A 13,857-nucleotide genomic window follows, 5' to 3' on the forward strand; every position below is an offset into this window, starting at 1 on the left:
GATGACCAGTTCCTGGCTGTTCTGGGCGCTCCTGGCGGCGGCCTTCGCTGCGCTCACGGCCATCTTCGGCAAGTTAGGCGTGGAACAGGTCAACGCCGACTTCGCCACCCTGTTGCGCACCCTGGTGGTCGTGGTGGTCCTGGCGGCCATCGTCCTGGCTACCGGGCAGGCGCAACCCCTGGCCAGCATCGCCGGCCGTAGCTATCTGTTCCTGCTGCTCTCGGGCGTGGCCACCGGCCTGTCCTGGCTGTGCTACTACCGGGCGCTCAAGCTGGGCCCGGCCTCGCTGGTGGCACCGGTGGACAAGTTGAGCGTGGTGCTGGTGGCGATCTTTGGTGTGGCGCTGCTGGGCGAGCGCCTGGACCTGCGCCAGTGGTGCGGCATCGCCGCCATTGGCGGAGGCGTACTGCTGCTTGCCTGGCGACCTTGAAGGGGCGCAGGAAAAGGGCCTGACCGCCGGTGGGAGATTGCCGGAAGGCAGAAAGCGGCCAAGCCCATTTCCTGCATTGCGCATTCCTTTGCCATCGACCCGCTTATTCAAACGAGCGACTTAGAGCGATTCTGCCGCGTCGATCCCCAGCCGGCAATGGCTGGATTGCGCAAAAGCGGCCTAATGATGTCCGCCCTTGTCCTGCTCCAGGGTTTCGATGAAGGCGATCTGCAGCCGCGAGTGGACGCGAATGAACCAGCGCCACAGCACCGCGATCACCACCACCGCGACCAGGCCGATCAGCAGCAGCAGCTCGCCGCGCGGCAGGATGCTGCTACTCAAGGCCGCGAGCAGCACCAGGATGCCGGCCAGCGACAGTAGCGGGATGAATTCACTGACCAGTCGCCGTACCGGCTGGGTATAGCGCCCGGCCTGGTTCTGTCGCACGCTGAGTTCGGCCATCAGCATGGCCAGCGCCTTGAGCTTGCGATAAGCGGCGATCAGGCAAGGCAGTGAGAGCAGCAGCGCCCCACCCCAGATGCAGGCCTTCTGCAGATCGGGATCGGCGATCCAGGTGCTGAGCCAGCCCGCCAGCCCGCCGGCGAAATAGGCGCCGCCCAGGAAGATGGCGATGACCAGCGACAGGTTGATGCCGACCTGCAGCAGGATGCGCCTCATCATGCCGGCCAGGACCGCCTTCTCGCCCTGAGGCTGGATGCTGCGCAGCCATTCGCCATAGATACCCAGCACCCGTTGCATGGGCTGCGGCAGCCAACGCCCGATCCACAGCGCCAGTGGATCGGCGGCCTTGATCAGATAGGGGGTGAGCAGCGTGGTGACCGCCGAGACGGCCACCGCCACCGGATAGAGGAAGTGGCTGGTGACACCCAGGGTGATTCCCAGGGTGGCGATGATGAAGGAGAACTCGCCGATCTGCGCCAGGCCCATGCCGACCCGCAGCGAGGTCCGACCGTCGTTGCCGGCGATCAGGGTCCCCAGGCTGCAGGCAAGGATCTTGCCCAGCACCACGACGACACTGATCACGGTGATCGGCCAGGCGTATTCCACCAGCACCTTGGGATCGAGCAGCAGGCCGATGGCGACGAAGAAGATGGCGCTGAACATGTCGCGCAGCGGCTCCACCAGCTTCTCGATCTGCAGCAGCTGGCGCGACTCGGCCATGATGGCGCCGATCAGGAAGGCGCCCAGCACCACGCTGTATTCCAGCTTGGCCACCAGCAGGCAGAAACCGAAGCACAGCCCCAGCACCGTGATCAGCAGCATCTCGTTGCTTTCGAAGGTGGCCACGTAGGCCAGCAGGCGCGGTACCAGCAGGATGCCGACCACCAGCGCCACGATCATGAACAGACTCAGTTTGCCGAGGGTCGAGGCCACTGCGCCCGGCTCCACCGAGCCGCTCACCGCCAGGCCCGACAGCAGGGCGATGATGCCGATGCCGAGGATGTCCTCGACGATCAGCACGCCGAAGATCTGCTGGGCGAAGCGCTCGTGCTTCATCTTCAGTTCGTTGAGCGCCTTGACGATGATGGTGGTCGAGGAGATGGCCAGGATGGCGCCGAGGAACAGCGAATCCATGTGCGACCAGCCGAACATCTGCCCCACTTGGTAACCCAGCCAGAGCATCAGGCTGATCTCGAGGAAGGCGGCGATGAAGGCCGTGGCGCCTACGCGGAACAGCTTGCGCAACGAGAATTCCAGGCCGAGGCTGAACATCAGGAAGATCACCCCCACCTCGGCGAGGGTCTTGATGCTTTCTTCGTCGTGGATCAGACCGAATGGCGGTGTATGGGGTCCGATGATGAAGCCGGCGAGGATGTAGCCCAGGACCACGGGTTGCTTGAGGCGGTGGAAGAGGATGGTCACCACGCCGGCCACCAGCATGATGACGGCCATGTCCTGGATAAAAGCTAGAGCATGCATCGGCCGGGCCCTCCTATGACGGGCCGGGTTATCTCCCGACACCTGCGCTGACTGGAGTCCAAGACTAGCATCTGCAAACTCTTGTGACGGATTTTGCAAAAATCTGTAATAGATTGATGTGGCTAGAGATTTTCCGCTGTCTGCGGGGGCGACGTTGGTCGCCAAGGCGGCGAGCGCAAAGGGCAAAATACCGAAACAATTCACGCTGGCTGTACTTGACCGGGCAGCGCAAGATGTATCCAACACCAGACTCTTCACAGAGAGAACACCACATGCAACGCCTGATGAGCTTCTTCATGATCCTGTGCCTGGGCCTCACGCTCAGCCTGGACGCCAACGCCAAGCGCATGGGCGGCGGCAAGTCCGCTGGCGCCGCGCCCATTCACCAGACCCGCCAGGCCGCGCCGCCGCAGCAGCCGGGCATGGCCGCGCCCGCTGCTGGTGCTGGCGCCGCCGCTGCCGCCCGTCCCAGTGGCGCCTCGCGCTGGCTCGGCCCGCTGGCCGGTATCGCCGCCGGTGGCCTGCTGGCCTCCATGTTCATGGGTGACGGCTTCGAAGGCTTCCAGTTCTTCGACTTCCTGATCCTCGCGCTCATCGCCTTCGTGATCTTCCGCCTGATCGCCCGTCGCAAGCAGCAGGCCGGTCCGCAGCCTGCCGTGGCCGGTCATGCGCCCATGCAGCGTGAGATGCCCAACCAGCCCACCAATGGCGGTCTGTTCGGGGGTGCCACTGCTGGCGCCGCGCCGGTGATCAACGCGCCGAGCTGGTTCAATGCCGAGCGCTTCGTGGCCGCCGGTCGTGATCACTTCATGAGCCTGCAGCAGCACTGGGACGCCAACGAGATGGACAAGATCTCCGAATTCGTCACCCCGCAGATGCTGCAATGGCTGCGTGACGAGCGCGCCGCGCTGGGCGAAGGCTTCCAGTCCACCTACATCGAGAACCTGAACGCCACCCTGGACGGTGTCGAGGATCTGCAGGGCAAGACCATCGCCACCATCACCTTCAACGGTGTGTCCAAGGAATCGCGTTTCGATCAGGGCCAGCCGTTCAGCGAAAGCTGGCGCATGGAGCGCATGGCCGGCGAGAACCAGCCTTGGCTGCTGGCCGGTATCCGCCAGAACGCCTGATAACGGCGCTTTACCCGAAAGCCCGGCTCTACGCCGGGCTTTTTCATGGGCGTCGCCTGCCGAACATCTCTCGAAACCGCTATCAAGTCCGTACGGAAGCTGCCGTTATCCCGGACTGAACTGCTAACCTTGCGCGCCTCTTTTCCTTTATCCGGCGCGCATTCCGAGAGAGGCCTGCTATGGAAGACGTCATCGAACGCCTGCGTGAAGAAAACGAACCCGTTCCCGTACCCCTGGAGCTGCCCGACGAAGACCTGCTGGTCGAGATCGAGGAAGAACTGCTCATCAGCCTGCCACCGGAATTCCGCGAATTCCTGCTGACCGTCAGCGACGTGGTCTATGGCCGTATCGAACCGGTGACCGTCACCGATCCCCAGTCCCATACCTATCTGCCGGAAGTGGCTGCCACCGCCTGGGACGAAGGCCTGCCGCGGGAGTACATCCCTCTCTGCGCCAGCGACGATGGCTACTACTGCGTCAGCCAGGAAGGCGAGGTACTGTTGTGGGAAGACGGTGACCTGACCGACGAGTCCTGGGATTCGGTCTGGATCTGGGCTCGCGACGTCTGGTTGGAAAGCTGACCGAGCCGGTACTGAACGACCTTGCCTGACACGGGTCTGGATAAGGCCATCACTCCGGAGGAAGCGTCATGAGCACTCCCGTCGTCCTGATCACCGGCGCCGCGGGCGGCCTCGGCCGCGCCCTGGCGCAACGCTTCGCCCAGAGCCGCTGGCGCGTCGCCGCCGCCGACCGCGATGCCGAAGGCCTGCATGGGCTCAACGGCATCGTCGGCCTGGATTCCAGCGTGACCGCCGATATCTCCAGCGCCGAAGGCTGCCGTTCCCTGGTCAGCAAGGTCATGGCCCGCACCGGGCGCCTGGATGCCCTGATCAACGCGGCCGGCATCTGGCGCGAAGGCGAGGTGGAGACCTTTACCGAGGACGATTACGACCTGGTGATGGCGGTCAATCTCAAGGCCACCTTCTTTATGTGCTCGGCGGCCATTCCCTTCCTCAAGGAAAATCGCGGCGTGATCATCAACGTCGCCAGCGGGGCCGGGCGCCAGCCCATCGCCGGCGCCGCGGCCTATGGCGCCGCCAAGGCGGCAGTGCGTTTCTTCAGCCAGAATCTGGCGGTGGAACTGGCACGCGATGGCGTGCGGGTCAATGCCGTCTCGCCGGGCGACATCGATACGCCCATGCTGGACTTTCAAGCCGCCCACTATGGCAGCGGCGACCCGGCCGGTTATCGTCGCAATCTGCTCAATCGCTACCCCCAGGGCGATACCGCTCGCTTCATCCAGCCGGAGGAAGTGGCCGAGTTCGTCTATTTCCTCTGTCAGCCCCAGGCGGCGGCCATTTCCGGTGCCGACCTGCCCATCGACTTCGGGCTCTCCGCCGGCCGTTGATGGCTGTGACAGACGGCGCCGTTGCGCCGTCTACAGGATTTTCCCCCTCGAGGATTCGCCCATGGAAGCCGGCAACCACCAGTTGAGCATGACCATCCTGATGACCCCGGACCTGGCCAACTTTTCCGGCAATGTCCACGGCGGCGCCCTGCTCAAGCACCTCGACGAAGTGGCCTACGCCTGTGCCAGCCGCTATGCCGGACGCTATGTGGTGACCCTCTCGGTGGATCAGGTGATCTTTCGCGAGCCGGTGCATGTCGGCGAATTGGTGACCTTTCTCGCCTCGGTGAACTACACCGGGACCACCTCAATGGAAATCGGCGTCAAGGTCATCACCGAGAACATCCAGCAGCGTTCGGTGCGCCACACCAACAGCTGTTTCTTCACCATGGTGGCGGTGGACGAGAACGGCAAGTCCTGCCCGGTCCCGCAGCTGGAACCGGTGACCGCGGACGAGAAGCGACGCTGTGTGCAGGCCCAGCAGCGCCGACAGATCCGTCGGGAACTTCAAGAGCGCTATCAGGCACTCAAGGAAACCTTTTGAGTTTTGCCGGCTAGGTCGCCGTCGTTCGACGGCAGCGGCTCCAGGATCTGGCAATCCAAATCCTTGGAGCCAGCATGTCCCATGACACCCCTCTGATATCCACCCTGGCCATCGGCCTGGTCCTGGCCTTCGCCTTCGGCACCCTGGCCACCCGCCTGCGCCTGCCGCCCATCGCCGGCTATCTGCTTGCCGGCGTGGCCGCCGGCCCCTTCACCCCCGGCTTCGTCGCCGATCCCGAGCTGTCCAAGGAACTGACCGAAATCGGCGTCATCCTGCTGATGTTCGGTGTGGGCCTGCACTTTTCCATCAAGGATCTGCTGGCGGTCAAACGCATCGCCATTCCCGGTGCCATCGTGCAGATCGCCGCCGCCACTCTCATGGGCATGGGGGTCAGCCACTTCCTGGGCTGGGGCCTGGGCAGTGGCCTGGTCTTTGGCCTGTCGCTGTCGGTGGCCAGTACCGTGGTGCTGCTGCGGGCCCTGGAAGAACGCCAGATGGTGGAAAGCCGGCGCGGACGGATCGCCGTCGGCTGGCTGATCGTGGAAGACCTGCTGATGGTGTTGGCCCTGGTGATCCTGCCGGCGCTGGCCGGGCCCCTGGGTGGCGATAGCGGCGAAGAGCCGGGCCAGAGCCTGGGGCTGGAACTGGGCCTCACCGCGCTCAAGGTGAGTGCCTTCATCGCCCTGATGCTGCTGGTGGGCCGACGGGTCATTCCCTGGCTGCTGGCCCGGGTGGTGCGTACCGGTTCGCGCGAACTCTTCACCCTGGCGACCCTGGCCATTGCCATGGGCATCGCCTATGGCTCGGCCTCGCTGTTCGGGGTGTCCTTCGCCCTGGGCGCCTTCTTTGCGGGCGTGGTGCTCAACGAATCGGAACTCAGCCATGACGCTGCGGAAAATTCGCTGCCCCTGCGCGAAGCCTTCGCCGTGCTGTTCTTCTTTTCCGTAGGTTGCCTGTTCGATCCGGAGATCCTGCTGGAGCAGCCCCTGGCGGTGCTGGCGACGGTGGCGGTGATCGTCCTCGGCAAGTCCATCGCCGCGACCCTGATCGTCCTGGCCTATCGCCGCCCCCTGAGCGTGGCCCTGACCATCGCCGCCAGCCTGGCGCAGATCGGCGAATTCTCCTTTATCCTGGCCAGCCTCGGCCTATCGCTGAAACTGCTCGACCAGGGCGCCCACGACCTCATCCTGGCCGCCGCCATCATCTCCATCATCCTCAATCCCCTGCTGTTCCACGGTATCGATCGCCTGCAGCCGTGGATGGAGCGCCGCGAAGGTCGTCGGCTGATCAATACCAAGGGCAAGCACGCACCGGAACTGGACGACGAACCCGAGCCGATCGAGCAGAGCGGCCACCTGGTGCTGGTGGGCTATGGACGGGTGGGTCGCTACATCTGCGATCGCCTGGATCGCCAGGGACCGCCGCTGATCGTGATCGCGGACGAGCCGGAACACGTCACGGCGCTACGCCAGCAGGGCTTCACCGCGATCCTGGGCAACGCGACCCAGGACAAGGTGCTGTCGCGGGCCAAGCTCAAGGAGGCACGCGCCCTGCTGCTGGCGATTCCCAACGGCTTCGAGGCCGCCGAGATCGCCCGCCGCGCTCGCGAGCTGGCGCCGGACCTGCATATCCTCGCCCGTGCCCATCACGATGACGAGATCCGGCATCTGGAGAATCATGGCGTGGATGAGGTGATCATGGGCGAACGCGAGATCGCCCATGGCATGTTCCGCTATCTGGGCCTGGAGCGGCCCGGGGAACATGAGGCGGCGCCCAAGGGCTCCGCCGCCTAGCGACCTAGCGGCGCTGGATCTTGAAGTTGAAGGTCTTGGTGGCCTTGCGCGGCACGATCTGACCGCCGGAAACCCGGGGGGCGAAGCGCCATTCGCCCAGCACGTCGAGCACGGCGCGCTCCAGTTGCTTGTTGGAGGCTTCCAGTACCTGGATGTCAGCCAGTCGACCGTCGGCGGTCACGGTGAACATCACCCTTACTTCGCCGCCCACGCCGCGGCGACGCAGCATTTCCGGATACTCCGGCGGTGTCATCTTGATCGGCCGGATGTCGGCGTCGTCGATACTGCCAGTGGGCAGGCCGGCGGTCTTTGGCGGACCGGAAGGCGCGGCGGCCGGTGCCGGCTGACTGGGCGCAGCTGTTGCCGCCGGTGCTGGTGACGGCGTCGCCTGGGCCACGGGCTCCGGGGCCGGTTCGACCTTTTTCGGCAGCGGCTTCTGCTGGCTGTGCTCGACCGGCTTGGGCTTCGGCTTGGGTTTGGGCTTTTCCACTACCGGCTTGGGTGGCTCCACCGGTTTCGGCGGTTCCACGGGCTTGGGCGGCTCCGGTGGCGGCGGTTCGGGTTGCGGTGGCGCGGGCGGTGCCGGGGTTGGCGCAGGCGGCTCGGGAACCGGCTTGGGCAATTGGATGAAGCTGACCTGCATGGGCTCATCGCCCTTGGCGATCTTCAACTCCGGCGGCGCCTGAACCACCATGAACAAGGCCCCCGCCATGCTGGCGTGCATGATCAACGACAGCGCCGAGGCAGCGCCCCAGCCGCGGCCGCGCGGTGGCTGCTCGCCCGGCTCGGCCGCACCAACCGGGGTCAGCACCGGCGTCACGATCTCTTCGTTACGCTCGGGCATGCGGAACGACAGGATGGTGGCCGAGGGTTCGCTACGCTTGGCATTGACCCCCGCCACGGGCTCCACGTCACCTGCCAGGGCGGCCCTGACGGGACCCTGAACGGATTCCACCTCATCACCATCGGAACGCGCAGCAACTACGAGAGGTTCAGGCTTGGCAAGGGACGTTGGAGCCATGGGAGCTATACGCAGAGGAAGTAAATTTAATAATCATTATCATTAACTGAAAAGATTTGGCAACCTCAAATGTCGCGAATGGTGCCGCGCAGGCCTTTTTCGAGCGCCTCTAGGTCCGGCATCTCATCCAGGATCAACTCCAGCCGATTGTCGCGGCGCCACAGGGTCGACTCCCAATCGCCCTGCCCAGCTACACCATTGTAGGCCTGCCAACCATCCGCCAACTGCAGGACCGCCTTCAGCCTGAGCAGCCCGGGGAGACCACCCAGCAGGCCCAGCAACGCCGGGCCATCGAAGCGGTGGCTGGGATGCCAGCGCCAACCGACGGCATGGTGTCCTTCCTGGGTATGGCTGAAGCGCAGCGGGCGCCCGGGCAGCAACAGTGCCTGGGGACTGGAAGCCACTCCGAGCTGGGGTAGCTCATGGTCAGCCGACGCCTCACCGCCAACCAGAGGCAGTTCGGCCAGGGTGATCCGCCCGCCTTCGGTCCAATACAGTGGCCGGTCGCCCAGTCGCGCAGGCAAGCCCGTCCGATCCAGGCCGGCGCTCTTGTTGAGCACGATCAGACCAGCCTGCTCCAGTGCCTGTTGTTGCGCCTCAGGCAAGGCCTGTTCTGCCAGTAGTTGTCCGGCATCCACCACCCAGATCAGGGGTTGCAGAGTCAGTACCCCGGTCCAGGGCGGCGCCTGGAGTTGCCGATAGAGGCTGACGGGATGGCCCAGGCCGGAAGGCTCGATGAACAGCCGCTGCGGTCGCGCGCGCCGGAGCAACCGGGTGAGGGCTACCTGCAGGGGCACGCCTTGGACGCAGCACAGGCAACCACCCGGGACCTCGGCGATACTCAGGCCCGCGTCATCGCGAGTCATGAGCGCAGCGTCGAGACCGACCTGGCCGAATTCGTTGACCAGGATCGCCCAACGCTCATTGGCGGGACGCTGGGCGAACAGCTGGCGGATCAGGGTGGTCTTGCCGGCGCCTAGGGGACCGGCGATCACATGGGTCTTGATATCGGCGAGGCGCATGGCGAGAGGTCGGATGCTAGAGTGGCGATTTCATCAGGGAGATGGGCTGGAATGTGGCGATTGCTGATGACTCTGCTGCTGTTGCCGTCGTTGGCGCTCGCCGATGCCTGCGTGATCCGCAGTCGCCAGGGCAGTGTGGACGTGCAGGTCTGCCAGAGCAATATCGACATCCCCGCCCAGCTGTTCCGCGACGGCTTCTGCCAGCCGCAACTCAAGGACCAGCAGACCGAGGTCCGCTTCGTCGACCGCTGCCCGGTCGGTGAGATCGGCATCTGTCAGGGCGCACGCAGCCCAGGCGTGCCCTACCGACAGGATATCCACTACTACGGCGAACCTGGCGACGGCCGCTTCCTGGCCGTCGCCTGCCGGCAGCAGAATCAGGGCAACTGGCGCGTGCCCTGAGGTTCCACGTGGAACCGTTTATTCCACGGTCACCGACTTGGCCAAGTTACGCGGCTGGTCCACGTCGGTGCCCTTGAATACGGCTACGTGATAGGACAGCAGCTGCAGCGGTATGGTGTAGAGGATCGGCGACAGGGCATCGTGGATATGCGGCATGGGCACGATGCGGGTGCCTTCGCCTTCCTCGAAGGCCGCGCGCTCGTCGGCGAAGACGATCAACTGACCGCCCCGCGCCCGTACCTCCTGCAGGTTGGACTTGAGCTTTTCCAGCAACTCGTTGTTGGGCGCCACCGTCACCACCGGCATATCGGCGTCGACCAGGGCCAGGGGACCATGCTTGAGCTCACCGGCCGGATAGGCCTCGGCGTGGATGTAGGAAATCTCCTTGAGCTTGAGCGCGCCCTCCATGGCCACCGGGTACTGCTCGCCACGTCCGAGGAACAGGGTGTGGTGCTTTTCGGCAAAGGATTCCGCCAGCTTTTCCACGGTCTTGTCCATGGCCAGGGCTTCGTCCAGGCGCGCCGGCAGACGGCGCAACTCGGCCACCAGTTCGGCTTCGATGCCGGCATCCAGGCGTTGCTGGCAGCGGCCCAGGCTCAGGGTCAGCAGGAGCAGCGAAACCAGCTGGGTGGTGAAGGCCTTGGTCGAAGCCACGCCGATCTCGGGACCGGCCTGGGTCAAAAAGCTCAACTGGGATTCGCGCACCAGCGAGCTGGTCGCCACGTTGCAGATCGCCAGGCTGCTCAGATAGCCGGATTGCTTGGCCATGCGAAGGGCCGCCAGGGTATCGGCGGTCTCGCCGGACTGGGAGATGGTGACGAACAGGGTGTCCGGGCTGACGGCGACGCGGCGATAGCGGAATTCGCTGGCCACCTCCACCTGGCAGGGAATGCCCACGTATTCCTCGATCCAGTAGCGCGCGACCGAACCGGCATGGAAGCTGGTGCCGCAGGCGACGATCTGGACCTGACGGACCTTGGCGAACAACTCGGAGGCCACCGGACCAAAGGCTTCGGGCAGCACCTGACCTTCGCCGAGGCGCCCTTCCAGGGTGCGCTGGACCACGCTGGGCTGCTCGTGGATCTCCTTGAGCATGAAGTGGCGATAGGCGCCCTTGTCGGCGGCCTCGCTGCCTTCATGGTACTGCACCGTCTCGCGCTGTACCGGCTCGCCATCCACATTCCAGAGATTGACCTGATCCAGGCGGATCTCGGCCACGTCGCCCTCTTCCAGGTAGACGAAGCGATCGGTGACCTGACGTAGCGCCAGTTGGTCGGAGGCCAGGTAGTTCTCGCCCAGGCCGAGGCCGATCACCAGGGGACTGCCGCTGCGGGTCGCCACCAGGCGATCCGGCTGCTGGCGCCAGACCGCCGCCAGGCCGTAGGCACCGTGCAGCTCCTTGACCGCTGCCTTGAGCGCCGTGGTCAGGTCGCCACTGTCCTGCAGCTTGAGGTGCAGCAGGTGGACGATGACCTCGGTATCGGTCTGGGAGGTGAAGACATACCCCTGAGCCTTGAGCTGGGCGCGCAGGGTTTCGTGGTTCTCGATGATGCCGTTGTGCACCACCGCCACGTCACCCTGGGAGAAATGCGGGTGGGCATTGGCTTCGGTGGGTGCACCATGGGTAGCCCAGCGTGTGTGGGCGATGCCCAGGCGACCGGCCAGGGGGTCCGCCAGCAGGGCCGCTTCCAGTTCGCTGACCTTGCCGATACGGCGCAGGCGCTGCAACTCGCCCTGGGCATCCAGCAACGCCAGGCCGGCACTGTCGTAACCGCGGTATTCCAGGCGCTTGAGACCCTCGACCAGAATGGCGGTGATGTTACGCTCGGCAATGGCGCCGACGATTCCACACATGCTTACCTCCCGTTGCCGGTCTTATCCACAGCGACCCGACTGGGCCGGCTGTGGATGACCTGATTGTCTAGTTGTCCACCGGGGCGCAGATGACCTGCACCCCGCGGGTTTCGATCGCCCGAGCCGCTTCGGCGGGCAGTCGCTCATCGGTGATGAGCACATCCACTCTTTCCCAAGGTAGTTCCAGATTGGGAATTCGCCTGCCCAACTTGCTCGCTTCGGCCATGACCACTACCTCCCGCGCCACCTCGGCCATCACCCGCGACAGCGACAGGTGCTCGTTGAAGGTGGTGGTGCCCCGCTCCGGATCGAGGCCGTCGGCGCCGATGAACAGCTGGTCGAAATCGTAGGATCTGAGCACCTGCTCGGCGACCTGGCCCTGGAAGGATTCCGAATGCGGATCCCAGGTGCCACCGGTCATCAGTAGCATGGGCTCCTGTTCCAGCTCGCGCAGGGCCATGGCGACCTGCAGGGAATTGGTCATCACCACCAGCCCGGGGCGGCGATCGAGCTGGGGAATCAGCGCCGCCGTGGTGCTGCCACAGTCGACGATGATCCGCGCGTGTTCGCGCAGGCGCTGCGCCGCAGCCCTGGCGATGGCCTGCTTGAAGGGCGAGGCCTGGGGCGGCGCTTCCACCAGCAACTCCTGGGGCATGGCCACTGCGCCGCCATAGCGACGCAGGAGCAGGCCATTGCGCTCGAGGGCGGCCAGGTCCTTGCGGATGGTGACCTCGGAGGTCTCCAGCTGCCGGGCCAGCTCGTCCACGCTGACCTCGCCCCGCTCCTGGAGCTGAGCAAGGATGGTGTGGCGACGCTGGGCAGTATTGCGACGAGTCATAAATTTCGATTCGAAAGATAATGGATCGAATCAAAACCTAATAGCGGCGTGTCGTCAAGCCTTGGGGGCCTTCTTCGGTCGCTGCCAGCCAGTCTTGTTGACCTGCCTAGCCCGCCCCAATGCCAGGGCGTCGGCCGGCACGTCCGCCGTGATAACCGAGCCCGCCGCTGTGGTCGCACCAGCGCCCAGGGTGACCGGCGCCACCAGGGAGCTGTTGGAACCAACGAAGACATCCCCACCAATTTCGGTTCGAAACTTGTTGGCTCCGTCATAGTTGCAGGTGATGGTGCCCGCGCCTATGTTGCTGCCTGGACCGATGCTGGCATCACCCAGGTAGGTGAGGTGACCGGCCTTGGCGCCGTCCTGCAGATGGGCGTTCTTGAGCTCGACGAAGTTGCCCACATGGGCCTTACTGCCCAGTTCGCTGCCGGGACGCAGACGGGCGAAGGGACCGACGTCGGCGCCCTCCCCGATCACGGCGCCGTCCAGATGGCTGTTGGCCTTGATGATGGCGCCGCGCTTGAGGACGCTGTCCTTGATCACACAATTCGGACCGATGCTCACCCCATCCTCCAGCACCACCCGACCTTCGAGGATGACGTTGACGTCGATGGAGACGTCGCGGCCGGCCTCGACCTCGCCGCGCTGATCGAAGCGCAGGGGATCCAGCAGGGTCACGCCCTGCAGCATCAGGCGCTCGGCGGCACGCTGCTGGAAGTGCCGCTCCAGCTGCGCCAGTTGCCGGCGATCATTGGCGCCCTGGACTTCCATGGCGTCCGCCGGCTGGCTGGTGGCGATGGTCAGGCCATCCGCCACTGCCAGGGCGATGACGTCGGTCAGGTAATACTCGCCCTGAGCGTTGCTGTTGGACAGGCGGCCCAACCAGTCCGCCAGCCGCCGACCCGGTACCGCGAGGATGCCGGTATTGCCTTCGCGAATGGCACGCTGGGCGTCGCTGGCGTCCTTGTGCTCGACGATGGCGGTTACCCGCCCCTGGTCATCGCGCAGGATGCGGCCATAGCCGGTGGGATCGTCCAGCTCCACGGTCAAAAGCGCCAGGTGCTGGTCATCCACCTGCTGCAGCAGGCGTTGCAGGGTCTCGGTCTGGATCAGGGGGACATCGCCATAGAGGATCAGCACCCGCTCCGCCGTCAGCGCCGGCGCCGCCTGGGCCACGGCATGGCCGGTACCGAGCTGCTCGGCCTGGACCACGAAGCTCACGTCGTCGGCGGCCAGCTGGCTGCGAACCTGGTCGGCGCCATGGCCGATGACGACGTGGATGCCCGCCGGCTGCAATTCACGGGCGCGGTCGAGGACATGCCCCAGCATGCTGCGACCGGCCACGGGATGCAGCACCTTGGGTAGAGCGGATCTCATGCGGGTGCCCTGGCCAGCAGCCAGGATGACGATTTCCAGGGACATCGGAACCTCGGAGACAGGAGGAAGAATCGGGCCGGTAACCGAAGGCGACAGG

At 65.1% G+C, this 13,857-nt stretch carries 13 protein-coding genes; 7 read left to right on the top strand and 6 right to left on the bottom strand.

Features of this window, described 5'->3' with window-relative positions:
* Position 1 precedes the first annotated feature (1 nt).
* Positions 2–430, top strand: a complete 429-nt coding sequence (locus V6W80_RS23720) for an EamA family transporter (protein ID WP_017639166.1) — start codon at positions 2–4, stop codon at positions 428–430.
* Positions 431–610: 180 nt separating this feature from the next.
* Here V6W80_RS23720 and V6W80_RS23725 read toward each other — a convergent pair whose 3' ends face one another.
* Positions 611–2,371, bottom strand: a complete 1,761-nt coding sequence (locus V6W80_RS23725) for a cation:proton antiporter (RefSeq protein ID WP_026083623.1) — start codon at positions 2,369–2,371, stop codon at positions 611–613.
* Positions 2,372–2,643: 272 nt separating this feature from the next.
* On the opposite strand from V6W80_RS23725, the gene V6W80_RS23730 reads away from it, so the two are divergent.
* From V6W80_RS23730 to ybaL, 5 genes are all read left to right on the top strand, one after another.
* Positions 2,644–3,501 carry a Tim44 domain-containing protein gene (locus V6W80_RS23730; RefSeq protein ID WP_017639164.1) on the top strand — a complete coding sequence of 286 codons (858 nt, stop codon included), beginning with the start codon at positions 2,644–2,646 and terminating at the stop codon, positions 3,499–3,501.
* Positions 3,502–3,680: 179 nt separating this feature from the next.
* On the top strand, positions 3,681–4,082 hold the full coding sequence (locus tag V6W80_RS23735) for an SMI1/KNR4 family protein (protein ID WP_017639163.1): 402 nt from the start codon (positions 3,681–3,683) through the stop codon (positions 4,080–4,082).
* Positions 4,083–4,150: 68 nt separating this feature from the next.
* Positions 4,151–4,909, top strand: coding sequence for an SDR family NAD(P)-dependent oxidoreductase (locus tag V6W80_RS23740; RefSeq protein ID WP_007160108.1), 759 nt, complete (start codon positions 4,151–4,153; stop codon positions 4,907–4,909).
* Between the two features lie 61 nt (positions 4,910–4,970).
* Entirely contained in the window at positions 4,971–5,453 is a 483-nt protein-coding gene (locus tag V6W80_RS23745) for an acyl-CoA thioesterase (protein ID WP_007160109.1), read from the top strand.
* A gap of 74 nt (positions 5,454–5,527) precedes the next feature.
* Entirely contained in the window at positions 5,528–7,246 is a 1,719-nt protein-coding gene (ybaL, locus tag V6W80_RS23750) for a YbaL family putative K(+) efflux transporter (protein ID WP_338545535.1), read from the top strand.
* A 4-nt stretch (positions 7,247–7,250) separates the two neighbouring features.
* Here ybaL and V6W80_RS23755 read toward each other — a convergent pair whose 3' ends face one another.
* On the bottom strand, positions 7,251–8,201 hold the full coding sequence (locus V6W80_RS23755) for an energy transducer TonB (RefSeq protein ID WP_338545536.1): 951 nt from the start codon (positions 8,199–8,201) through the stop codon (positions 7,251–7,253).
* A 131-nt stretch (positions 8,202–8,332) separates the two neighbouring features.
* Positions 8,333–9,289, bottom strand: a complete 957-nt coding sequence (locus tag V6W80_RS23760) for a GTP-binding protein (RefSeq protein ID WP_184289333.1) — start codon at positions 9,287–9,289, stop codon at positions 8,333–8,335.
* A 66-nt stretch (positions 9,290–9,355) separates the two neighbouring features.
* On the opposite strand from V6W80_RS23760, the gene V6W80_RS23765 reads away from it, so the two are divergent.
* A complete protein-coding gene (locus V6W80_RS23765; protein WP_371913868.1) occupies positions 9,356–9,691 on the top strand; it encodes an NADH:ubiquinone oxidoreductase in 336 nt (111 codons plus the stop codon).
* Positions 9,692–9,709: 18 nt separating this feature from the next.
* Here V6W80_RS23765 and glmS read toward each other — a convergent pair whose 3' ends face one another.
* The 3 genes from glmS to glmU form a co-directional block, all read right to left on the bottom strand.
* On the bottom strand, positions 9,710–11,545 hold the full coding sequence (glmS, locus tag V6W80_RS23770; protein WP_338545537.1) for a glutamine--fructose-6-phosphate transaminase (isomerizing): 1,836 nt from the start codon (positions 11,543–11,545) through the stop codon (positions 9,710–9,712).
* A 67-nt stretch (positions 11,546–11,612) separates the two neighbouring features.
* A complete protein-coding gene (locus tag V6W80_RS23775; RefSeq protein ID WP_338545538.1) occupies positions 11,613–12,383 on the bottom strand; it encodes a DeoR/GlpR family DNA-binding transcription regulator in 771 nt (256 codons plus the stop codon).
* 54 nt (positions 12,384–12,437) lie between these two features.
* Positions 12,438–13,805: a bifunctional UDP-N-acetylglucosamine diphosphorylase/glucosamine-1-phosphate N-acetyltransferase GlmU gene (gene glmU, locus V6W80_RS23780; protein WP_338545539.1), complete on the bottom strand. Its 1,368-nt coding sequence runs from the start codon at positions 13,803–13,805 to the stop codon at positions 12,438–12,440.
* Between the last annotated feature and the right edge of the window lie 52 nt (positions 13,806–13,857).

The organism is Pseudomonas benzopyrenica (assembly GCF_036884265.1).
Taxonomy (GTDB): domain Bacteria; phylum Pseudomonadota; class Gammaproteobacteria; order Pseudomonadales; family Pseudomonadaceae; genus Chryseomonas; species Chryseomonas benzopyrenica.